Annotated in this window: 21 protein-coding genes; 8 read left to right on the top strand and 13 right to left on the bottom strand. The window is 76.9% G+C overall.

Annotated elements, in window-relative coordinates:
* Positions 1-16: 16 nt before the first annotated feature.
* From BM165_RS25070 to BM165_RS01205, 3 genes are all read right to left on the bottom strand, one after another.
* Complete coding sequence (locus BM165_RS25070; protein WP_208976594.1) at positions 17-304, bottom strand: SGNH/GDSL hydrolase family protein; 288 nt, start codon at positions 302-304, stop codon at positions 17-19.
* A 124-nt stretch (positions 305-428) separates the two neighbouring features.
* Positions 429-680: a hypothetical protein gene (locus BM165_RS25065; RefSeq protein ID WP_208976593.1), complete on the bottom strand. Its 252-nt coding sequence runs from the start codon at positions 678-680 to the stop codon at positions 429-431.
* A 77-nt stretch (positions 681-757) separates the two neighbouring features.
* Positions 758-1,960 (bottom strand): FAD-dependent oxidoreductase, encoded by a 1,203-nt coding sequence (locus BM165_RS01205; protein WP_075011695.1) that lies wholly within the window; start codon positions 1,958-1,960, stop codon positions 758-760.
* Positions 1,961-2,089: 129 nt separating this feature from the next.
* Here BM165_RS01205 and BM165_RS01200 point away from each other — a divergent pair, with 129 nt between their 5' ends.
* Positions 2,090-2,833 carry a dienelactone hydrolase family protein gene (locus tag BM165_RS01200; RefSeq protein WP_083426926.1) on the top strand — a complete coding sequence of 248 codons (744 nt, stop codon included), beginning with the start codon at positions 2,090-2,092 and terminating at the stop codon, positions 2,831-2,833.
* Positions 2,834-2,949: 116 nt separating this feature from the next.
* On the opposite strand, the gene BM165_RS01195 is transcribed toward BM165_RS01200, so the two are convergent.
* The gene (locus BM165_RS01195) at positions 2,950-3,327 is read right to left on the bottom strand and encodes a hypothetical protein (RefSeq protein ID WP_075011694.1); all 378 of its coding nucleotides are present in this window, start codon (positions 3,325-3,327) and stop codon (positions 2,950-2,952) included.
* 231 nt (positions 3,328-3,558) lie between these two features.
* Between BM165_RS01195 and BM165_RS01190 the strand changes: the two genes are divergently transcribed.
* Positions 3,559-4,392, top strand: coding sequence for a helix-turn-helix transcriptional regulator (locus BM165_RS01190; protein ID WP_075011693.1), 834 nt, complete (start codon positions 3,559-3,561; stop codon positions 4,390-4,392).
* On the opposite strand, the gene BM165_RS01185 is transcribed toward BM165_RS01190, so the two are convergent.
* Entirely contained in the window at positions 4,358-4,672 is a 315-nt protein-coding gene (locus BM165_RS01185) for a PspC domain-containing protein (RefSeq protein WP_075011692.1), read from the bottom strand. The two genes, BM165_RS01190 and BM165_RS01185, sit on opposite strands and share 35 nt — an antisense overlap.
* 134 nt (positions 4,673-4,806) lie before the next feature.
* Here BM165_RS01185 and BM165_RS01180 point away from each other — a divergent pair, with 134 nt between their 5' ends.
* The gene (locus BM165_RS01180; protein ID WP_075011691.1) at positions 4,807-5,796 is read left to right on the top strand and encodes a YihY/virulence factor BrkB family protein; all 990 of its coding nucleotides are present in this window, start codon (positions 4,807-4,809) and stop codon (positions 5,794-5,796) included.
* Positions 5,797-5,812: 16 nt separating this feature from the next.
* Here BM165_RS01180 and BM165_RS01175 read toward each other — a convergent pair whose 3' ends face one another.
* Together BM165_RS01175 and BM165_RS01170 are read right to left on the bottom strand one after the other, a co-directional pair.
* Positions 5,813-6,841, bottom strand: a complete 1,029-nt coding sequence (locus BM165_RS01175) for an LLM class flavin-dependent oxidoreductase (protein WP_075011690.1) — start codon at positions 6,839-6,841, stop codon at positions 5,813-5,815.
* Between the two features lie 126 nt (positions 6,842-6,967).
* Positions 6,968-7,159, bottom strand: coding sequence for a hypothetical protein (locus BM165_RS01170; protein WP_075011689.1), 192 nt, complete (start codon positions 7,157-7,159; stop codon positions 6,968-6,970).
* Between the two features lie 211 nt (positions 7,160-7,370).
* On the opposite strand from BM165_RS01170, the gene BM165_RS01165 reads away from it, so the two are divergent.
* Together BM165_RS01165 and BM165_RS01160 are read left to right on the top strand one after the other, a co-directional pair.
* Positions 7,371-9,023, top strand: coding sequence for a glycoside hydrolase family 13 protein (locus BM165_RS01165; RefSeq protein WP_075012069.1), 1,653 nt, complete (start codon positions 7,371-7,373; stop codon positions 9,021-9,023).
* A gap of 4 nt (positions 9,024-9,027) precedes the next feature.
* A complete protein-coding gene (locus BM165_RS01160) occupies positions 9,028-9,426 on the top strand; it encodes a YchJ family protein (RefSeq protein WP_075011688.1) in 399 nt (132 codons plus the stop codon).
* Between the two features lie 7 nt (positions 9,427-9,433).
* Here BM165_RS01160 and BM165_RS01155 read toward each other — a convergent pair whose 3' ends face one another.
* Together BM165_RS01155 and BM165_RS01150 are read right to left on the bottom strand one after the other, a co-directional pair.
* Complete coding sequence (locus BM165_RS01155) at positions 9,434-10,102, bottom strand: response regulator (protein WP_075011687.1); 669 nt, start codon at positions 10,100-10,102, stop codon at positions 9,434-9,436.
* Positions 10,099-11,724 (bottom strand): sensor histidine kinase, encoded by a 1,626-nt coding sequence (locus BM165_RS01150; RefSeq protein WP_075011686.1) that lies wholly within the window; start codon positions 11,722-11,724, stop codon positions 10,099-10,101. Before BM165_RS01150 ends, BM165_RS01155 begins: the two co-directional genes overlap by 4 nt.
* Positions 11,725-11,853: 129 nt before the next feature.
* On the opposite strand from BM165_RS01150, the gene BM165_RS01145 reads away from it, so the two are divergent.
* Positions 11,854-13,233: a cation:dicarboxylate symporter family transporter gene (locus BM165_RS01145; protein WP_075011685.1), complete on the top strand. Its 1,380-nt coding sequence runs from the start codon at positions 11,854-11,856 to the stop codon at positions 13,231-13,233.
* Positions 13,234-13,303: 70 nt separating this feature from the next.
* On the top strand, positions 13,304-14,491 hold the full coding sequence (locus tag BM165_RS01140) for a lycopene cyclase family protein (RefSeq protein WP_075011684.1): 1,188 nt from the start codon (positions 13,304-13,306) through the stop codon (positions 14,489-14,491).
* Here the strand turns inward: BM165_RS01140 and BM165_RS01135 are convergent.
* The 3 genes from BM165_RS01135 to BM165_RS01125 form a co-directional block, all read right to left on the bottom strand.
* Positions 14,478-16,022 carry an APC family permease gene (locus tag BM165_RS01135; protein WP_075011683.1) on the bottom strand — a complete coding sequence of 515 codons (1,545 nt, stop codon included), beginning with the start codon at positions 16,020-16,022 and terminating at the stop codon, positions 14,478-14,480. The genes BM165_RS01140 and BM165_RS01135 overlap by 14 nt on opposite strands.
* An 81-nt stretch (positions 16,023-16,103) precedes the next feature.
* The gene (locus BM165_RS01130) at positions 16,104-16,727 is read right to left on the bottom strand and encodes an SRPBCC family protein (RefSeq protein ID WP_075011682.1); all 624 of its coding nucleotides are present in this window, start codon (positions 16,725-16,727) and stop codon (positions 16,104-16,106) included.
* Positions 16,724-17,113, bottom strand: coding sequence for an ArsR/SmtB family transcription factor (locus tag BM165_RS01125; RefSeq protein WP_075011681.1), 390 nt, complete (start codon positions 17,111-17,113; stop codon positions 16,724-16,726). The genes BM165_RS01130 and BM165_RS01125 overlap by 4 nt, the downstream gene beginning before the upstream one ends.
* An 84-nt stretch (positions 17,114-17,197) precedes the next feature.
* Here BM165_RS01125 and BM165_RS01120 point away from each other — a divergent pair, with 84 nt between their 5' ends.
* Complete coding sequence (locus BM165_RS01120; protein WP_083426924.1) at positions 17,198-19,510, top strand: ATP-binding protein; 2,313 nt, start codon at positions 17,198-17,200, stop codon at positions 19,508-19,510.
* On the opposite strand, the gene BM165_RS24065 is transcribed toward BM165_RS01120, so the two are convergent.
* On the bottom strand, positions 19,485-20,150 hold the full coding sequence (locus tag BM165_RS24065; protein ID WP_075012068.1) for a hemerythrin domain-containing protein: 666 nt from the start codon (positions 20,148-20,150) through the stop codon (positions 19,485-19,487). The genes BM165_RS01120 and BM165_RS24065 overlap by 26 nt on opposite strands.
* Positions 20,151-20,218: the final 68 nt, after the last annotated feature.

The following is a 20,218-nucleotide window of genomic DNA, read 5'->3' as shown; positions in this document are numbered from 1 at the left end:
GGGTGGACCGTGCGGCTCAGCGCAGGCGCAGCACCTGCTGGACCTGCGCGACCATCTCCTGCTCGCCGAGGGCGTTGGGGTGCACGATGACCGCGTTGGTCCCCTGCGGCACCGTCTCCAACCGGCGGACGCCGAGCGGCCGACAGGCGTGGTGGCCCTCGGACACCCCGGCGAGGTCGACGAAGGTGACGCCGGTGGCCGGCAGGATCCACGGGTAGCCGAGGATCGCCACGCGGGCCCGCGGCGCCGCGTCGCGCACCGCCGTCAGGGCGCGCACCAGCGCCGGGTGGGTGGTGGTGCGCACGGTGTCCTCGAACGAGGTGCCGTAGGTGTCGCGGCAGGGCTGCCCTGGCCGAGGGTGAGCAGTCCGGCGCTGGTGCAGCGCGGGATCGACTCGACGAACACCCCGCTGTCGTTGCCACCGATGGTCATCGTGACCAGGTCGGCGTCGAGCGGGAGCGCCTCGAGCTGCGGGGCCACGCCGGGAACTGGGCGGTGGAGCAGTCGGCGGTCTCGCCGCCGCCGCAGGTGACGTCGGTCAGCCGCGCGCCGAGGGCCTGCGCCAGCACGCGGGGGTAGTCGCGGGTCGAGCGCAGGCACTGCGGCGCGGCCGCGGCCGGCGGGGAGAGGACGAACGCGCACGCGAGCGCGGAGAGGACGACGGCGAGGAGGCGGCGCAACGGACCACTCCATCGGGGCCGGGAGGACGACGCCGGGGACGACGACGCCGGCCCGTTCCGGTGACGCGCTCCCCCGCTCAGCCCACCGGCACCGGCACGGGCACGTCCCACTCCACCCGGTGCGCGCGCCCCCAGGCGCGGGGGTCGCGCAGCCGCAGCACCACCGGCATGACGAGGTCGCGCACCAGCCGGCCCACCGCCGGCGGGGCCTCCGCGCTGCTGGCCGCGAAGCCCTGGGCGACCATCCGCTCCGCGCGGGGCCGGCGCAGCGCCTCGAAGGTGCGCAGGGCGTCGGCGGCGGGGAGGTCGCGCAGGCAGCGGGCCAGGACGACGGCGTCCTCCATCGCCAGCGACGAGCCCTGCCCGGCACCCGGCGCGGTCGCGTGCGCGGCGTCGCCGATCAGCACCGTGCGCCCGCGGTGCCACCGGGGCAGGGAGGGGACGTCGTACGTCGTCCACCCGCGCAGTGGCCCGGGGGTGGCCTCCACCAGCGCCACCAGCGGGGACCGGTCGCCGCGGAAGAGGTCGTAGAGCCGGGCCCGCCACTGCAGGTCGGTGGTGGCGGCGACCTCCGCGGCCGGGGGCTCCCGGGTCAGCGGCGGGGTGGCGAACCACCAGGTCCGCCCGTCCGGCGCGGCGAGGTACCCGCCGAACCCGCGCCGGCCGAACACCATGGTCAGCCGGCCGGGCTCGGCGTCGGCCGGGGTGTGCTCGGAGTACCCGGCGGTGGTGAGCACCGGGACGAAGCGGGGCGCCGGGGCGCCGGGGTCGACCAGGGTGCGCACCGTGGAGCGGACGCCGTCGGCGCCGACGAGCAGGTCCGCGGTCTCGGTGTGCCCGTCGTCGAAGACCGCGGTGACGCCGTCGCCTGTGTCCTCGGCGGAGACGAGGCGGGAGCGGTGGCGGACCTCGACGCCGCGGTCGACCGCCTCGTCGTGCAGTGCCCGGTAGAGCTCCGAGCGGCGCAGCGAGACGCCGGCCGGGCGGGCACCGGCGGGGTCGCCGGTGGGCAGCTCGCCCAGCACCCGGCCGGCCGCGTTGCGGAACTCGATGACCGGCGTGGGGAAGGCCGCGGCGCGGACGGCGTCCTCGGCGCCGACGGCGGCCAGCGCGTCGAGCCCGTTGACCTGGACGCCGAGCCACGCCCCGACGTCCCCGGCCGGTGCCGGGTGGGCCTCGTGGACCGTCGCCTCGATCCCCGCCCGCTGCAGCGCCATGGCCGCCACCGGACCGGCGACCCCGCCGCCGACCACGATCGCCCGTTCCGTCGCCCGTGCCATCCCCCAGTACCTCCCCCAGAGAGCCCTGCGGGCATCCCCTCACACCGCGCGGCGTGCGCCAACCCCCCTGCGCGCGGTTCTCTGCCAGCATCGGCGGCACCGGCCGCTCGACCCCGCGGGAGGCAGCACGTGACCGAGCTGCACGACACCGTCCTGACCGACGTCGAGATCCCGGCCGCGCCGGGCGGGACCCCCGGCCTGCGCGGGGTGCTCGGCGTGCCCGGGGGGTCCGGCCCGTGGCCGGGCGTGGTGCTGCTGCACGAGGCCTTCGGGGTCGACGGTGTCATGCGCCGCCAGGTGCGGCGGATCGCCGCCGCCGGCTACCTGGCGCTGATGCCGGACCTGTTCACCGACGGCGGCGCCCGCCGCAGCCTGGTACCGACGTTCCGTGCCGTGGCCGCCGGGACCGGGCGCCCGTTCGCCGACGCGGAGGCCGCCCGCGCGCACCTCGCCGCCGTGCCCGGCTGCACCGGCCGCCTCGGCGTCCTGGGGTCGAGCGTCGGCGGGGGCCTGGCCCTGCACCTGGCCGCGCGCGGGTTCGACGCCGCGGCGGTGTTCTACGCCCGGCTGCCGGAGGACCCGCACACGGCGCTGCTGGGAGCCTGCCCGGTCCTGGGCGCCTACGGGGGGGCCGACCCCGGGCTGCGGGGCGCCGCCGCCGAGCTGACGGCGGTGCTCGCCCGGCTCGGCGTCGAGTCCGACGTGCGCGAGTACCCCGGCGCCGGGCACGGCTTCCTGCACGACGCCCCGGTGGGCCCGCGCGCCCTGCGCCCGCTGATGCGCAACGTGTTGCGCATCAGGCCCGACCCGGCGGCCGCGGCCGACACCTGGGCCCGCACCGAGGCCTGGTTCGGCAGGCACCTCAGGGGCTGAGCACCTCAGGGGCCGAGCACCTCAGGGGCCGAGCACCTCAGGGGCCGAGCACCTCAGGGGCCGAGCACCTCAGGAGCCGACGGCCCCGACCTCGGTCGGGGCCGTCGGGGCCTCCGTCAGGGCACCGGCGCGGGCGCCGGTGCGGCCTCGGGCTCGCGGGGAGCCGGGACGGCGGGCGTGCCTGCGTCGGCCGGCCGCGCCGCCCGGGGCCGCTGACCGAAGCCGGCGGCGAAGTACTCGGGGACGGAGAAGGCCACGCGCTGCGGGGCGTCGGGGCCGGCGCCGAGCTCGGCGCGGACCCGGTCGAGCTCCGACCCGGCGGCCCGCGCGTCGTCCCAGACCTCGTAGACCATGACCGCCCGCGGGTGGCGGACGTGCCGGCGGGACAGGCACTCCGGCGGCCGGCGGTCGTCCTCCGGGAGCGCCCGGCCGAGTGCGTCGTAGGCCTCGTCGCCGGAGACGTCCCAGCGCAGGTGCAGGATGGTCAGTGCCACGGTTCCCCCTCGGTGTTGCGGTGCCGTTCCGCGGTGCTGTTCCGCTCGCGGCGGACGCTAGGGGCCGCACCGGGCCGGCGTCTCTCCGCACATCTGCGTAGGGACGGCCGCGCACGTCCCGCTTGACGGCCGGGCGGATCCGCGTTGACGCCTCCCGGTCGCGCGAGGAACCCGGGCCGCGTCCCGGACAGCAGGCGGCGACCGCCCCGCCGAGACCGCCGGAGGCCCCTCATGGGCTCACCCGCCCAGGAGATCACCGACCTCGTGGTCGCCGCACCCGACGGCCTGGCGGACCCCGCGCGCCGGGACGGCCCCGACGGCCCCCGGCTGCCGGTCGACGCCGTGGCCGCCGTCCTGTGCCCCCGGCTGGACGCCCCGGCAGTGGTGCTGCAGCGCACCCGGTGGCACACCGGCGAGTCGGAGATCTCCGTCCACGGGGCCGACCCCGGGCTGGTGCCGACGCTGGACGCGGTCACCCGGCGGATGCGCCACCGGCACCCGCTGATGGTGGCCAACGCGTGCGGCGACCTCACGCCGCTGACCGCGCGGACCGCCGCCGGCGGGTCGCTCGCCTGGCGGCGGTCACCGGCGCGCGCGTTCCTCGCCGACCTGAGCGGCTGGGACCAGCAGGTCAGCCTGCCGCTGCGAGGCGGGGCGGAGGTGTCCGCGTTCGTGTTCGCCCGCGTCGGTCCGGACTTCGGGCCGCGCGAGCTGGCGCTGCTGTCCGCGGTGCAGCCGGCCCTGCGGGCCCTGGACCGGCACGTCCGGCTCCTCGCCCGGTGGCGCGGCGGCGCGGGGAACGTCGCCGGGGCCGCGGCCGGCAGCGCCCGAGCCTGCGGCCTGACCGGACGCGAGGTCGGCGTCCTGCAGTGCCTGGCCGAGGGGCTGACGGCCGCCGCGATCGCCCACCGGCTGGGCTGCTCGGTGCGCACCGTCACGACGCACACCACCAGCCTCCACCGCGGGCTCGGCGTCCACGACCGGCTGACCGCCGTCCTGGAGGCCCAGCGGCGGGGCGTCCTGCCCGCGGTCAGCCCTGCGACGACCCCGTGCGGTCGCCGCTGAGCCGGCCGCTGAGCCGCTCGACGGCGAGGTCCACGGGGCGGGCTTGCTCGCCCGGGGCGAGCGGCACCGGCGGGGTGAGCACCCACAGGACGGCGTAGAGCACGATGCCCGCGCCGCCTGCGAGGGTGAGCCCCACGAAGGCGGCCCGCCACAGCACGGTGTCGACGCCGGTGTAGTCGGCAAGCCCGCCGCTGACACCGCCCAGCATCGCGCCGGACCGGGTGCGCCGGAGCTCGCGGCGGGGGGTGGAGGGGATGGCCGTGTGCGGTGTCGATGTCATGGCACGAGCCTGCCGCCGGGGGCGCCGGCGGGACATCCGGCAGCGCCCGGATCCTGCCCGGACCCGACCCCGGTCCCCGGACTCCGGGGATCCCCGGTGCGTGTGGGGGACGCGGAGTGGGCAGGACACCGTCCATGGCTGACGCTCGCGGCAGCGGGGCCACGGCCGGGCGGCCGGTGCGCTCCGGGTCGAGCGACGCCGCGTCGCCGCACCGGATCCCGCCCCGGCAGTGGTGGCGGGTCCTGCGGCGGTCGCTGCGGGTGGCGTTCGGCGAGCGGCTCATGGTGCAGGTCTCGGCGGTCGCGTTCTTCGCGCTGCTGTCGATCGCCCCCGTGCTCGTGACGGCGCTGTCGATCTACGGGGCCGTCAACACCCCGGAGGAGGCGCTGCAGCAGCTGTCGGACATGGCCGAGGTGCTCCCCGACGACCTCGAGCCCCTCGTCGGCGACCAGCTCACCTCCATCACCGCCGCGTCGGGGCAGGTGCTGACCCTCCGGGGGCTGACCGGCCTGCTGGCGGCCCTGTGGACGGCGACGACGGCCGCCACCTACCTCATCGACGCGCTGACCCTGGCCTACCACGAGGACGAGTCGCGGGGGTTCCTGCGGCGCAGCGGGCTCGGGCTGGCCGTCGTACTGGGCGGGGCTGCGCTGCTGGGCGCCGCGCTCGCCGGACGCGGCCTCCTGTCGTCGCTGATGGCCGGCGCGCCCGGCCCGGTCCGCGCCCTCGAGTCCTGGCTGGTCTGGCTGGGCGTGGCCGGGCTGATGGTGCTCGTGCTGGCGGTGCTCTACCGGGTCGGCCCCGACCGGCGGCAGGCGCGCTGGCGGTGGATCAGCGGCGGCGCGGTGCTGGCGACGGGCCTGTGGCTGGCGACGTCGCTCGCGCTGTTCGCCTACGTGCAGGGCCTCGGGGACTACACGGCCACCTACGGGTCCCTGGCCGGGGTGGCGATCAGCATGGTGTGGCTGTGGCTCAGCGTCTCCCTGGTCGTCCTGGGCGCGGTGGTCAACGCCGAGGCCGAGCGGCAGACCGAGCGGGACTCCACGGTCGGCCCCGAGCGGCCCCTGGGCGAGCGGGGCGCCGTCGTGGCCGACAGCGCCCCGCCCTACCCCGAGGAGCCCTGACCGGCCGGGCCCGCCCTCAGGACCCGGCGACCCGCGGCGCGACCTCGGTGCCCAGCAGCTCGATGCCGCGCAGCAGGTCGGCGTGCGCGAGCCGCGGGTTGGTCATCTGGATCGACACCCGGTCGACACCGCCGAGCTGACCGGAGATGCGGACCAGCTTCTCGGCGACGGTGTCGGGGTCGCCCGTGAAGAAGGCGCCGTCGGGGCCGCTGGTGGCGTCGAACTGGGCGCGGCTGGGCGGGGCGAAGCCGCGCTCGCGGCTGACCTTGGTGAACATCTCGTGCCAGCCCGGGTAGATCGTGTCGGCCGCGGCCTGCGTGCTGTCGGCGACGAAGCCGAAGACGTGCAGGCCCACCTGCAACGCCTCCGGCGGGTGCCCGGCACGCTCGCCGGCCTGCCGGTAGAGGTCGACCAGTGGCGCGAACTGCCGCGGCTGGCCGCCGATGATCGCGACCATCAGCGGGAGGCCGAGCAGCCCGGCGCGGACGAACGACGTCGGCGTGCCACCCACGCCCACCCAGACCGGCAGCGGGTCCTGCAGCGGGCGCGGGTAGACGCCCTGGCCGGTGAGCGCGGGCCGGTGCCGGCCCGACCAGGTCACCGTCTCGGAGGCCCGGATGCGCAGCAGCAGGTCGAGCTTCTCGTCGAAGAGCTCGCCGTAGTCGGCCAGGGACAGCCCGAAGAGCGGGAACGCCTCGGTGAACGAGCCCCGGCCGACGACGAGGTCGATGCGGCCGCGGCTGATCAGGTCGAGGGTGGCGAACTGCTGGAACACCCGGACGGGGTCGGCGGCCGACAGCACGGTGACCGCGCTGCCCAGCCGGATGCGGGAGGTGCGGGCGGCCGCGGCGGCCAGGATGACCGGCGGCGCCGAGTCGTAGTACTCGGGCCGGTGGTGCTCGCCGATCCCGAAGGAGTAGAGGCCCGCCCGGTCGGCGGTCTCGATCTCCTCGAGCAGGTCGGCCATCCGCTCCTCCGGCCCCACGGCCCGGCCCGTCGACGGGTCGGTCACCGCGGCCACGAAGCTGTCGACACCCAGGTGCACGGCGGTCCTCCTCGGCTCACGGGGTAGGCACCCCGGCTGGTCAAACGCTCAACGACAGTCAACCCCATCCCGCTCCCGACACACCCACGCCCCTCCGGCCGGCCGGAGGGGCGTGGGTGTGTCCGGCTACGCGGCTGCGGAGGCCCGGCCGTCGCCCGCGTCGCGGGGGCCGGGCACCGGCGACCGCTCGTCGCGTCCGGCCCGCAGGCCGGCGAGGTGCCAGGAGGTGCAGTCGGGGCAGCTGGCGATCCAGACGTGCCGGGGGTGGCGGTGACAGACGGCGCGCTCGGCCATCGGGCTGGACACGGTGCGGGACATGGTGCGGGACTCCTCGCCGCCGGCTCGGGGACGGCTCGTGACTCGTGGGACGCCTGGTGCAACACGGGCACACCCCTCGCCCATCCGGGTGTGCGGGACGCCACGCAGCGTCGCCGGCACCTGCGCGTTCGGCGGAATGTGACGATCCCGACCTCACCCTTTGGCGTCGGGACCATCCCCACCGGCCACCCTCCGTGCCGATCCTGTGCGCATGTCCGCTCAGCTCGTCACGGCCGGCACCGCCGCCGGCCAGCAGCCGTGGTCCCGGCCGGCACCTGCCCAGGAGCAGGCCGCGGAGCAGCCCTGGTGGCGGTCGGCCGTCGTCTACCAGGTGTACCTGCGGTCGTTCGCCGACGGGAACGGCGACGGGATCGGTGACCTCGCCGGCCTGCGCGCCCGGCTGCCCTACCTGTCGTGGCTGGGCGTGGACGCGCTCTGGATCAACCCGCACTACCCCTCCGGCGGGGCCGACGGCGGCTACGACGTCGTCGACTACCGCGCCGTCGACCCGGAGTACGGCGACGTGTCCGACGTCGAGGCCCTGGTGGCCGACGCGCGGCAGCTCGGCCTGCGCGTGGTGCTCGACGTCGTCCCCAACCACACCTCCGACCGGCACCCCTGGTTCCAGGCGGCGCTGGCCGACCCCGACGGCCCCGAGGCCTCGCGGTACCACTTCGCGCCGCCGTCGGAGGAGCCGCCGAACAACTGGCGCTCGCTGTTCGGCGGGCCGGCGTGGTCGCGGACCCCGGACGGCCGCTGGTACCTGCACCTGTTCGCCCCCGAGCAACCCGACCTCAACTGGCGCGACCCCGTCGTCGCCGAGGACTTCGAGCGAACCCTGCGCTTCTGGCTCGACCGCGGGGTGAGCGGTTTCCGGGTCGACGTCGCCTACGGCCTCTACAAGGACGCCGGCCTGCGGGACAACCCGGGCGAGTACTCCCCCACGCTGTTCGGCCACGGCCCCGAGCAGGCCATGACCTGGAACCAGCCCGAGGTCCACGACGTGTGGCGGCGCTGGCGCGGGATCTGCGACGAGTACCCGGACACGATGCTCGTCGGCGAGGTGTGCCTGGCCGACCTCGACGAGGTCGCCCTGTACTCGCGGCCCGACGAGATGCACCAGTCGCTGTCGTTCCGGCTGCTGAAGTCGACGTGGCAGACGGCGGCGTTCACCGACGCGATCGGCAGCGCGCTGGAGGCCTTCGGCCGCGTGGGCGCCCCGGTCTCCTGGGTGCTGGGCAACCACGACAAGGACCGCATGGTGACCCGCTTCGGCGGCGGCGAGACCGGCCTGTCGCGGGCGCGCGCGGCGGCGCTGCTGCTGCTGTCGCTGCCCGGCTCGGCCTACGTCTACGCCGGCGACGAGCTGGGCCTGCCGCAGGCGCACGTGCCGGACGAGGCGAAGCGGGACCCGATCTTCCTGCGCAGCAACGGCGAGCGGGCCGGCCGTGACGGCTGCCGTGTCCCGATGCCGTGGAACGCCACCTCCGGCGTCGGCTTCTCCCCCGCCGGCGCGGCCCGGCCGTGGCTGCCGGTGCCGGCCGAGTGGCGGCAGCACGCGGTGTCCCGCCAGGCCCGCGACTCCTCGTCGGTGCTGAGCCTCTACCGGCAGGCGCTGGCCGTCCGGGCCGAGCACCCCGCGCTGGGGACCGGCGAGGCCACGGTCAGCAGCCGCGGCGACGTCCTCACCGTCCGCTGCACCGGTGGTGGCCGCACGGTCCGCTGCGTGGTCAACATGGGCGCCGAGTCGGTCCTGGTGGGCTCGCGCGGGCGGGTGCTCCTGGCGTCCGGCCCCGGCGTGCACTCCTCGGCCCGCTCGGTGGCCCTCCCGCCGGACACCGCCGTCTGGATCGCCGGAGACTGACGGCGTGAGCCCCGAGCGCTGCCCCTGCGGATCCGGCCTGACCTACGCCGAGGACTGCGGGCGGCTGCACGACGGGACGGCGGCGGCCGCCACCGCCGAGCAGCTGATGCGCTCGCGGTACAGCGCCTTCGCCGTCGGGGACGCCGCGTACCTGCTCGCGACCTGGGACCCGGCCACCCGCCCGCGCACGCTGGAGCTCGACCCGGCGGTGCGCTGGACCGGCCTGGAGGTGCTGGCCGGCTCCGGCGGCGGGCTGTTCGACACCGAGGGCACCGTCACCTTCCGCGCGCACGCGCGCAGCGGCGGGGAGGAGCACGTGCGGTCCGGGCACACCCACCAGGAGCACAGCCGGTTCCGCCGGGACGACGGCCGGTGGGTCTACGTCGACGGCGACCCGCTGTGACACCGGCTCAGCGCCAGCGGTACTCCAGCTCCGGGCGGCCGGCACTCCCGTAGCGGGGCACCCGCTCGACCAGCCCGGCCTCGGCGAGGTACTCCAGGTACCGGCGGGCGGTGATCCGGGAGGCGCCGATCAGCTCGGCGGTCTCGGCCGCCGACACCCCCTGGGCGCGCCGGACGGCGGCGACGACGGCGTCGAGGGTCTCGCGGCCCATGCCCTTGGGCAGCGGCGCCGACCGGGACGGCCGCACGGTGCCCAGCACGCGGTCGATCTCGGCCTGACCGGCAACCTCCCCGCCGGCCGACAGCTGCGACCGGTACTCGGCGTAGGCCACCAGCCGGTCGCGCAGGCCCGGGTAGGTGAACGGCTTGAGCAGGTAACCGACGACGCCGTGCACCGCGGCGGCGCGCACGGTGGCCAGCTCCCGCGCCGAGGTCACGGCGAGCACGTCGACGTCGGCGCCGGCCCCCCGGATCCGCCGGCACAGGTCCAGGCCGGAGGCGTCGGGCAGGTGCAGGTCCAGCAGCACCAGGTCGACCGGGGTGCGGGCGAGCGCGTCGAGGGCCGCCGCGCCGGTGTGCGCGACGCCCACGGTGGTGAAGCCGGCGGTGCGGTCGACGTAGGTCCGGTGCGCCTCGGCGGCGACCGGCTCGTCCTCGACCACCAGCACCCGGATCACGGCGCGGTCCGCACCGGGACGGCGAGGGGCACCGACACGCGGAACTCCGCCCCCGGCCCGGGCCGGACCTCCACGGTGCCGCCGTGCCGGTGGACGGCCTGGGCGACCAGCGCCAGCCCGAGCCCGCGGCCGAGCCGCGCCGGGGCGCCGGCGCCGTCGTCCTTCGTCGACCACCCGCGCCGGAACGCCAGCGGCACCTGCTCCTCGGTGAGCCCGGGGCCGCTGTCCTCCACCCGGACCTCGAGCCGGTCGTCCTCGACCCAGACGGCCAGGTGCACCTCGCGCGGCGGGTCGCCGGCCAGGGCGGCGTCGATGGCGTTGTCGAGGAGGTTGCCGACGATCGTCACCAGGTCGCCGCCCGGGATGCCGGTGGGCCCGACCGCCGTCGAGGTCTCGATGTCCAGCCGCACGCCGCGCTCGTCGGCGGTCGCGGCCTTGCCCAGCAGCAGCGCGGCCAGCACCGGCTCCTCGACGGCACCGACGACGCGGTCGGTGAGCTCCTGGGCCGAGGCCAGCTGTGCCGTCGCGAACCGCACGGCCTCGTCGCTGCGGCCCAGCTCGATGAGCGACACGGTGGTGTGCAGCCGGTTGGCGGCCTCGTGCGCCTGGGCGCGCAGGGACTCGGCGAAGGCCTGCACGCTGTCGCGCTCGCCGGTCAGGGCCTGCAGCTCGGTGTGGTCGCGCAGCGTCACGACCGAGCCGGCGGCCCGCCCGGAGGCGCGCGTCGGGGAGCGGCTGACCAGCAGCACGCGGCGGCCGGTCAGGTGCACCTCGTCGACGCCGCGTTCGGAGGCGGCGAGGGCGGCGGCCAGCTCGACGGGCAGGCCGAGGTCGGCGACCGGCCGGCCGGCGGGGTCGCCGTCGAGGTCGAGCAGCCGCCGCGCCTCGTCGTTGGCCAGCTGCACCCGGCCCTCGCGGTCGACCAGGAGCAGTCCCTCCCGGACGGCGTGCAGGACCGCCTCGTGGTGCTCCACCATCCGCGCCAGGGTCGTGGCGTCCAGGCCGCCGGTCTGCCGGCGCACGCGGCGGCTGATCGCCCAGCTGCCCAGCGCGCCGACGGCGAGGGTCAGCGCCGCCGTGCCGAGGATGCCGGGCACGTCGTCGGCGAGATCGGCCCCGACGAGGTCGACGGTGATCCCGGCCGACACGAGCGCGACGACCTCGCCGTCCGCGTCGAACACCGGGCCGGTCGAGCGGACCGACGGGCCGAGCGTGCCGGTGTAGGTCTCGGAGAACGTCGTCCCCTGCAGCGCCGGGGCGATGGTGCCGCGGAACGGCCGGCCGATCTCGCGGGGGTCGGGGTGGGTGAAGCGGGTGCGGTCGGGCGCCAGGACGGTCACGAAGGACAGGCCGGCGTCGGCGCGCACCTGCTCGACGTAGGGCTGCAGCACCGCGGTGGGGTCCGGCCCGGTGACCGCGGCGACCACCTGCGGGGAGTCGGCGATGCTCTCGACGACGGCGGTGGTGCGCTCCTCGGCGTTGAGCACGACCGCGTCCCGCGCGTCGCGGTAGGCGACCACCGACGAGGCCGCCACCAGCACCGCCACGACCAGCGCCTGCAGCCACAGGAACTGCCGGGCGAGGCTGACGGTACCGCGCCGCCGCACCGGGACCAGGGACACGGCAGCAGTGTGCCGCTCCGTGACGTGAGAGGCAGGTCACGTACGCAATGAACGCAAGGGTGACCGCGGTCACCGGCTGCGGCCCACTGGGAGCACCACACCCGGTCTCCCGACCCCACAGGAGCAGTCATGGCAGCAGACACCGCGACACCGACGCGGCGCGACCGCACGCACTGGCTCTACCTGGCCGTGATCGCCGCGGTCCTCCTCGGCATCACCGTCGGGCTGGTGTTCCCCGAGTTCGCCGCGGGCCTGAAGTGGATCGGGACGGCGTTCGTCGCCCTGATCAAGATGCTCATCGCCCCGGTCATCTTCTGCACCATCGTGCTGGGCATCGGGTCGATCCGGCAGGCGGCGAAGGTCGGCCGGGTCGGCGGCCTGGCGCTGGGCTACTTCCTCCTGATGTCGACGGTGGCGCTGGCCATCGGCCTGGTGGTGGGCAACCTGCTGCAGCCCGGCGACGGCCTGCAGCTGTCGGAGGGCCTGCGCGGTGAGGGGGCGGCACTCGCCCAGGACGCCGAGGGCTCCGGCGGCACGGTCGACTTCGTCCTCGGCCTGATCCCCACCACCCTGGTCTCCGCGCTCACCGAGGGGTCGGTGCTGCAGGCGCTGCTGGTCGCGCTGCTGGTCGGGTTCGCCATCCAGTCGATGGGCCGGGCCGGGGAGCCCGTCCTGCGCGGCATCGGCCACTTCCAGAAGCTGGTCTTCCGCATCCTGGCGATGGTCATGTGGGTGGCCCCGATCGGCGCGTTCGGCGCCATCGCCGCGGTGGTCGGGGAGACCGGCGTCGACGCGCTGAAGAGCCTCGCGGTGATCATGCTGGGCTTCTACGCCACCTGCGCGGTCTTCGTGTTCGTCGTCCTCGGCCTCATCCTGCGGCTGGTCGCGGGGATCAACATCTTCTCGCTGCTGCGCTACCTGGGCCGGGAGTTCCTGCTCATCGTCTCCACGTCGTCGTCGGAGACCGCGCTGCCCCGGCTGATCGCGAAGATGGAGCACGCCGGCGTGAGCAAGCCGGTGGCCGGGATCGTCGTGCCGACCGGTTACTCGTTCAACCTCGACGGCACCGCCATCTACCTCACGATGGCCTCGCTGTTCATCGCCGAGGCCCTGGGCGACCCGCTGTCGATCGGTGAGCAGCTCGGCCTGCTCGCCTTCATGATCATCGCCTCGAAGGGCGCCGCCGGGGTCACCGGCGCCGGCCTGGCCACCCTCGCCGGCGGCCTGTCGGCCCACCGTCCCGACCTGCTCGACGGCGTCGGGCTCATCGTCGGCATCGACCGGTTCATGTCCGAGGCCCGCGCGGTGACCAACTTCGCCGGCAACGCCGTCGCCGCCGTCCTGGTCGCCACCTGGACCAAGGAGCTCGACCGCACCCAGCTCGACGCCGCCCTGTCGGGCCGGTCCCCCTTCGACGAGACGACCATGCTCGACGACGACCACGGCCCGGGCGACCTGCCCGACGCCCCGGCCGAGGTGCGCGAGCAGGCGGTCGCCGGCGTCCGCTGACCCGCCTCCCCGACCGCACCCCCCGATCCCGGCCTGGCGCCGGGGACGGGGGGTGTGGTCGTCTCCTGCCGTGCCCGCCGCGTCCCCCGCCCCCGACGACCTCGACGTCGTCGTCGCCGGTGCCGGACCGGCGGGCCTGTCGGCCGCGGCCGCCTGCGCGGCGGCGGGACTGCGGACGGCCCTGGTCGCCCCCGGCACGCGGCCCTGGCCGGCCACCTACTCCCTGTGGGCCGACGAGCTCGACGCCGCGGCCGGCCCGCTCGGCCTCGACCCGGCCACCGCGGCGACGCGGTACTCCCCCACCGTGGTGCGCACGGCGGCCGGCGGGGAGCGGCGGCTGTCCCGCGGCTACGCCCGGCTGCGCAACGACGTCGTGCACGCCGCGCTGCTCGACCGGTTCCGCGCGTCCGGCGGCGAGGTGGTCACCGGCCGGGTGGCCGGGATGCTGGCCGACGGCGGACGGGAGGTCGCCGTCCTCGCCGACGGCGGGCGGCTGACCGCGCGGGTGGTCCTCGACGCCCGCGGCGGCGGCCCGGGCAGCGCGCAGCAGCGGGCCTGGGGCGAGGTGGTCGCGGGCCCGGTGCCCGACCTGGTGCCGCCCGGCGGCGCGCTGCTCATGGACTGGGCGGCGCTGGCCGACCCGGCCCTGCCCCCGGCGTTCCTCTACGGCCTGCCCCTCGACGACGGCACCGTGCTGCTGGAGGCCACCTCCCTGGCCGCGCGGCCGCCCCTGCCCCTGGCCGGCCTGCGCGACCGGCTGGCCGCGCTGCTCGCCGCGCACGGGCTGCGCCCCGCCGGGGACGCCGAGCGGGTGGCCATCCCGCTGGACGGCGCGGCCCGGGGCGCCGGCGCCGGCACCCGGCTGGGCGCGGCCGCCGGGCTGGTGCACCCGGCCACCGGCTACAGCGTGGCGTCGTCGCTGCGGCTGGGTCCGCGGGTGGCCGCGGCGCTCGCCGGCGGCAGCGACCCCCACCGGGTGGTGCGCGCCGCCCGGCCCCGGGCGACGGCGGCGTTGCTCGGGCTGGGCCTGGAGGTGCTGCTGCCCCTGGACGCGGCGGCCACCGACGCCTTCTTCGCCGCCTTCTTCACCCTGCCCGAGCGCACGTGGGCCGCCTACCTCGACGTCGGATCGCCGCCGGCGGCGATCGCCGCGGCGATGGCGCGGGTGTTCGCCGCGCTGCCCCCCGCCGCGCGCGCCCGCCTGCTGCGTGACGTCGCGCGGACGGCGGGCCGTCGCGTCCGGATCAGGCGGGGGTAGGCGGCGGCGCCGTGTCGACGACGACGGCGTGCTCGGGGAGCACGCCGGTGCGCTTGCGCTGGCGCAGCAGGAACCAGGCCAGGCCGGAGGCGATGATCGCGCCGATGAACACGAACGCGGCCCACTGCAGGTACCACTGCGGCTCGCCCGTGGCGTTGTAGACCTCCCGCCGCGGCCAGGCGAGGTTCAGCGCCATCCCCGCGCCCCAGAGCACCGCGAGCACGTTGACCGGCAGCCCCCAGCGACCGAGCGAGAACCGCCCCGGCCGCTCGGGCAGCGGCCACCTCCCGCGCAGCCGGGCGACCAGCATCGGCCCGGTGACCAGCAGGTAGGCGAGGTAGATCATCACCACGGCGATGCTGGTGAGCGCGGTGAACACCTGCGGCTGGCGCACGTTGAGCACCAGCACCCCGATCGCCAGCAGCCCGATGACGACGGCCGGCACCACCGGCGTCCGCCGCTTGGGGTCCACGCGGGCCAGCTGCGCGCTGAAGGGCAGCGCGTTGTCGCGGGCCATGGCGAAGGCCATCCGGATGGTCGCCGTCTGCACCGCGAGGACGCAGACGGTGACCGCGACGACGATGCAGACGAGGAACGCCTTCCCCAGACCCGTGCCGGCCACCGAGAGCAGCACGTACTGCAGGCCGCCGGAGCTGGACGAGAGCTGCGGGTCGGTGAGGTCGGGCGCGGCCATGAGGGCGAAGAGCAGGATCAGCCCGCCGAGCACGAACGACGCGGTGACGGCCCGCAGGATGGCGCGCGGGGCGGTCCGGCCGGGGTCCTTGGTCTCCTCCCCCAGCGAGCTGGCGGTGTCGAAGCCGTACATCACGTACCCCGACGCGAGCGCGGCGACGAGGAAGGCGCCGAGGTAGCCCAGCGACTGGCCCTCGCCGCGCCCGCCGGTGTCGGTGAGGACGTCCTGCGGGCCGCGGGTGACCGCCACGGCCAGCACGACGATGATCAGGACGGCCGCGACCAGCTCGATGAACACCCCCGCGCTGTTGATCCGGCTCATGAGCCGCACACCGAAGGCGTTGACCAGCGTGGTGGCCAGGATCAGCAGCCCGCCCAGCAGGACGGCGTTGACGGCGACGTCGTAGGTGCCGGTGCCGTCGCCGACGACCTGGAATCCCGACCACAGCTGGGGCAGCGTGATCTGGTAGGCGAGCGCGGTCGCCGCGAGCGTCACGACCGAGGCCGTGAGCATCACCCAGCCGGCCAGCCACGACGTCGTCGTGCTGCCGAGGCGCTTCGTCCAGTTGTAGAGGGACCCGGCCACCGGGTAGCGGGCGGCGAGCTCGGCGAAGCACAGGGCGACCATCAGCTGCCCGGCGAAGACCATCGGCCAGGACCACACGTAGGCCGGGCCGCCGGCGCCGAAGCCGAAGTAGAACAGCTGGAACGTGCCCGTGAGGATCGAGATGTAGCTGATGCCGGCCGCGAAGCTGGCGAACCGGCCGATGCTGCGGTCGAGCCGCTGGGTGTAACCGAACTCCGCCAGCTGGGGGTCGCCGTCGTCCTGGGCGCGCACGCGTGGGCCTTCCGTCTCGAGGGAGCTGCGCGCCCACTCTGACCGACGTGGTGGTCCCCGGCGAGCCGGGGACCACCACGTTCAGCCCGCCGAGGGCTCCGGGGTGAACTGGGCGCGGGCCGCGGCCTCCCCGCCGGCGACCTCCTCGGGGGTCGCCGTGCCCGAGCCGGTCACGGTGGCGACCCACGCGTCGATCGAGGCGGCGCTGGCCGCGCGGACCTCGTCGCTGCCCTCCCAGGCGACCGGGTCGCCGACGTCGTCGCCGCCCACGTGCAGCGCCAGGCCGAGCAGGGCGACGTCCCAGCCCGGGCCGACGAACAGGGCACCCGCGCCGCTGCCGGCGAACGCCGCCGGGACGGTGTGCTCGAGCACGAGCCCGGTGCCCCGCCCCGCGGGCGCGAGTCGCACGGTGACCACGCTGACCGGGCTCCCCCAGGTCAGCACGAGCGAGGACGGCGGCGTGCACTCGCGGATCTCGCCGTCGGCGTTGCCCTCGACGGCGAAGGTGCCGCCCTGCCGCAGGTCGCCGCTGACCGGTGCGAACCAGCGCGCCAACCGGGCCGGGTCGGTGACGGCGTCCCAGACGTCGGCGACGTCGGCCGGGTACTCGCGGCGCAGGCTCACGGCGATGGTCTCGTCGTCGCCGGCGCCGCGGCGCGCGACCTCCCGCGCGGTCTCGGCGATTCCGGCCAGCAGGTCTCTCACGGTTCCTCCTCGGGTGGGTGGTTCTCGGGTAGGTGGTCCTCGGGTGGCGTGCTGCCGCGCCGGCGCCGCTCGCGCTGGCCGCGGGCGAGCTCGGTGGCGAGTGCGTCGAGGTGCCGGTCCCAGGTGCCGCGGAACCGCTCGAGCCACCGGTCGACGTCCTGCAGCAGCGCCGGCTCGACGGCGTAGAGCCGCCGCGCGCCGTCGGCCCGCACCCGGGCGAAGCCGTTCTCCCGGAGCACCCGCAGGTGCGCCGAGACGCCGGGCTGGGAGATGCCGAACTCCCGGCGCACCACCGCGGTGACCTCCCCCGCCGACAGCTCACCGTCGGCGAGGAGCTCGACGATGCGCCGGCGGACGGGGTCGCCCAGGACGTCGAACGCGTGCACGGGCGGAGCATGTCAGCGCCGACTTATATCAGTCAAGGCTGATGTCCTGTCGGCGATGGCGGGCCGCGGCTACCCTCCCGGCCGGTGAGCGCCGTGCCGTCCGACCCCGGGTCCCTCGCCGGCCTGCTGCGCCGGTGGCGGGAACGGGCCGCGCTCAGCCAGGAGGAGCTGGCCTCCCGCGCCGGGCTGACCGCCAAGGGGGTCAGCGCGCTCGAGCGCGGGGAGCGTCGGCGGCCGTACCCGCACACCCTCCGCGCGCTTGCCGACGCCCTCGACCTCGACGACGCCGACCGCGCGGTCCTGGCCGCCGCCGCCCGTCCGGGTCCGCCGGCGGAGGGCCCGCCCCCGCCGACGCCGCCGGTGCTGCCGCTGCCGGCCGCGCCGCTGGTCGGCCGCGAGACCGAGCTGGCCGAGGTGACCGGCCTGCTGCGGTCGGGGGCGACGCGGCTGCTCACCCTCACCGGGCCCGGCGGCGTCGGGAAGACCACCCTGGCGCTGGCCGCCGCCCGCGCCCTCTCACCGGACTTCCCCGACGGCGTCACGCTCGTCGAGCTCGCGCCGGTGCGGGAGGCGCGGCTGGTCCTGCCGGCGCTCGCCCGGGCACTCGGCGGGCGGCAGCTGACCGGACCCGTGCTCGACGCCGTCGCCGCGCGGCTGGGCGGCCGCGCGCACCTCGTCGTCCTGGACAACGTCGAGCACGTGCTCGACGCCGCGCCGGACGTGGCCGCGCTGCTGGCGCGCTGCCCCGGGCTCGCGGTGCTGGCCACCAGCCGCGCGGCGCTGCGCGTGCGGGCCGAGCGCGAGCACCCCCTCGGCCCGCTGCCCGTCCCGGCGCGCCCGGACGCCGCGACCGTCGCCGCCTCCCCCGCCGCCCGGCTGTTCCTCGACCGGGCGGCAGCGGCCGGCCGTGCGGTGTCGCTGCAGGAGGCGGCCGCCGACGTCGCCGCGATCTGCCGTCGCCTCGACGGGCTGCCGCTGGCGCTGGAGCTGGCCGCGGCGCACGCGCGCTACCTCCCGCCGTCGGCCCTGCTCGACCGTCTCGACGACGCCCTCGGCTCCGGGCGCTCCCGCGACCTGCCCGAGCGGCAGCGCACGATGCGCGCCGCCCTGGACTGGAGCCAAGACCTGCTCACCGCCGGTGAGCAGGCGCTGCTGCGGCGGCTGGCGGTGTTCGCGGGCGGATTCGACCTCGACGCCGCGCGGGCCGTCGCCGGCGGGGACGACGTCGTCCCGGAGCTCGGTGGCCTGGTGGAGCAGTCGCTGGTCGTGGCGGAGGACGGGCCGCACGCCCGCTACCGGCTGCTCGAGCCGGTGCGCCAGTACGCGGCGGCGCGGCTGGCCGGCTCCGGGGAGGCAGACGTGGTGGCCGACCGGGCCACCGCGGCCGTGCTCGACCTCGCCTCCGGTGCGGGCACGGGCCTGGCCGGGCCGGCCCAGGGCGCGTGGCTGGACCGGCTCGAGCGCGACCACGGCAACCTCTCGGCCGCGCTCGGCCGGCTGGTGGCCGCCGGCCGCGCGTCCGACGTCGCGCGGCTGGTCGAGGGCACCTGGCTGTACTGGGCGGTGCGGGGCAACGTCGCCGAGGGGCTCGGCTGGGTCACGCGGGTGCCGCGCGCCGGGCTCGCCCCGGACGACGACGCCCGCCTGCTGCTGGCGACCGCGGCGCTGCGCTACGCCTCCGGCGACCTCCCCGGGACGGCGGACGCGGCCGCAGGCGCCGCCCGCGCGGCCGCGACGGCCGGCGCCGGCGACCTGCGGGCCCTGGCACTGGTGCTCACCGCGTCGGCCGCCGTCTTCCGCGGGGACCCCGCCGGCGCCGACGACGACCTCGCCGAGGCGCTGCGGCTGGCCGGGGAGACCGGGCAGGCCTGGGCCGGCGCGCACGCCGTGATCGTGCGCGGGCAGCGGCTGCTGCTGGCCGGCGAGCTCCGCGGGGGCACGGCGGAGCTCGCCGCGGCGGAGCGGCTGGCGCGGGACCTGGGCAGCCCGTTCACGCTGGCCACCGTGCTCAACGTCCAGGCCTCCCTCGCGCAGCTCGCCGGGGACGACGACGAGGCGCTGGCGCGGTGGACCGAGGCCGCGGAGCTCGCCGCGGAGGTCCGCACCACCTGGACGCTGGCCTACACGCTGCCGGGCCTGGCCGTCGTCGCCGCCCGGCGGGGGCGGCCGGAGCTGGCCGCCCGGCTGTTCGCCGCGGGCTCGGCGACCGCGGAGGCGGCGTCGGTGGCGGTGGCCTTCCCGCCCGACGTCGAGCTGGCCCGGCAGGTGCTGCCGCAGGTGCGCGCGGCGCTGGGCGAGGCGGCGTTCGGGCGGGCCTGGGACGCGGGCCGGCTGCTGCGCCCGGCGGACGTCCCGGCGCTGGCGCGGGAACTCAGCGCGTCCCCCGCACCCGGCTGACGTAGCGGCGGTAGCTGCGGGCGCCGACGGTGCGCAGCAGGACCCGGACGGGGAACGGGACGACGTGCAGCATCATCTCGCGCTCCTCGGGGCTGCACTCCTCCAGCAGCGAGCCGAACAGCAGCGGCAGGTCCCGCAGCGCCGTCTGCCCCTTGCCGTGCTGGCCGAGCCGCGACCACTCCTGCTGCGTGACGTGCCGCTCGGCCAGCGGCAGGATCTCCCGCTCCTCCTCGTCGAGGTGCTCGAGCAGGACGGTCCGCAGCGCGTCGACCGTGCCCGCGACCTCCTCGGCGACGGCGGGCCGGGCCTCGACCTCCCACCGGTCCAGCGCCGGGCCGAGCAGGTCGAGGAGCCGCTCCACCTCGGCGTGCTGGGCCTCCATGCGGTGCACCAGGTCGGCGTCGGGCGGGCAGCGCTCGAGCAGCAGGGGCCAGAGCAGCTCGTCCTCGGCGGTGTGGTGCAGGTGCAGGCCGTGCAGGCACATCCGGGTGTGCCGGGCGAGGACGGCGGCGCGCCCGGTGTCGCCGGGGGCGACGGCCCGGACGAGCTCGGGCACCAGCCGGAGCTCGCGGCGGAAGGCGCGGTGGACGACGTACATGTCGCGGACGTCGGCCATGGGGGCGGGAGCGGTGTGCGTCATGGCGTCGACCCTGTCGGCGGACGGCGGCACGCCACAGCCACAGGGCACCCACACCTCCCCCTCACCGC

It is taken from the genome of Geodermatophilus obscurus, from assembly GCF_900115395.1.
GTDB classification, from domain to species: Bacteria; Actinomycetota; Actinomycetes; order Mycobacteriales; family Geodermatophilaceae; genus Geodermatophilus; species Geodermatophilus obscurus_B.
The sequence above is the reverse complement of the archived record's forward strand: the minus strand, read 5'-3'. Positions and strand labels throughout refer to the sequence as shown.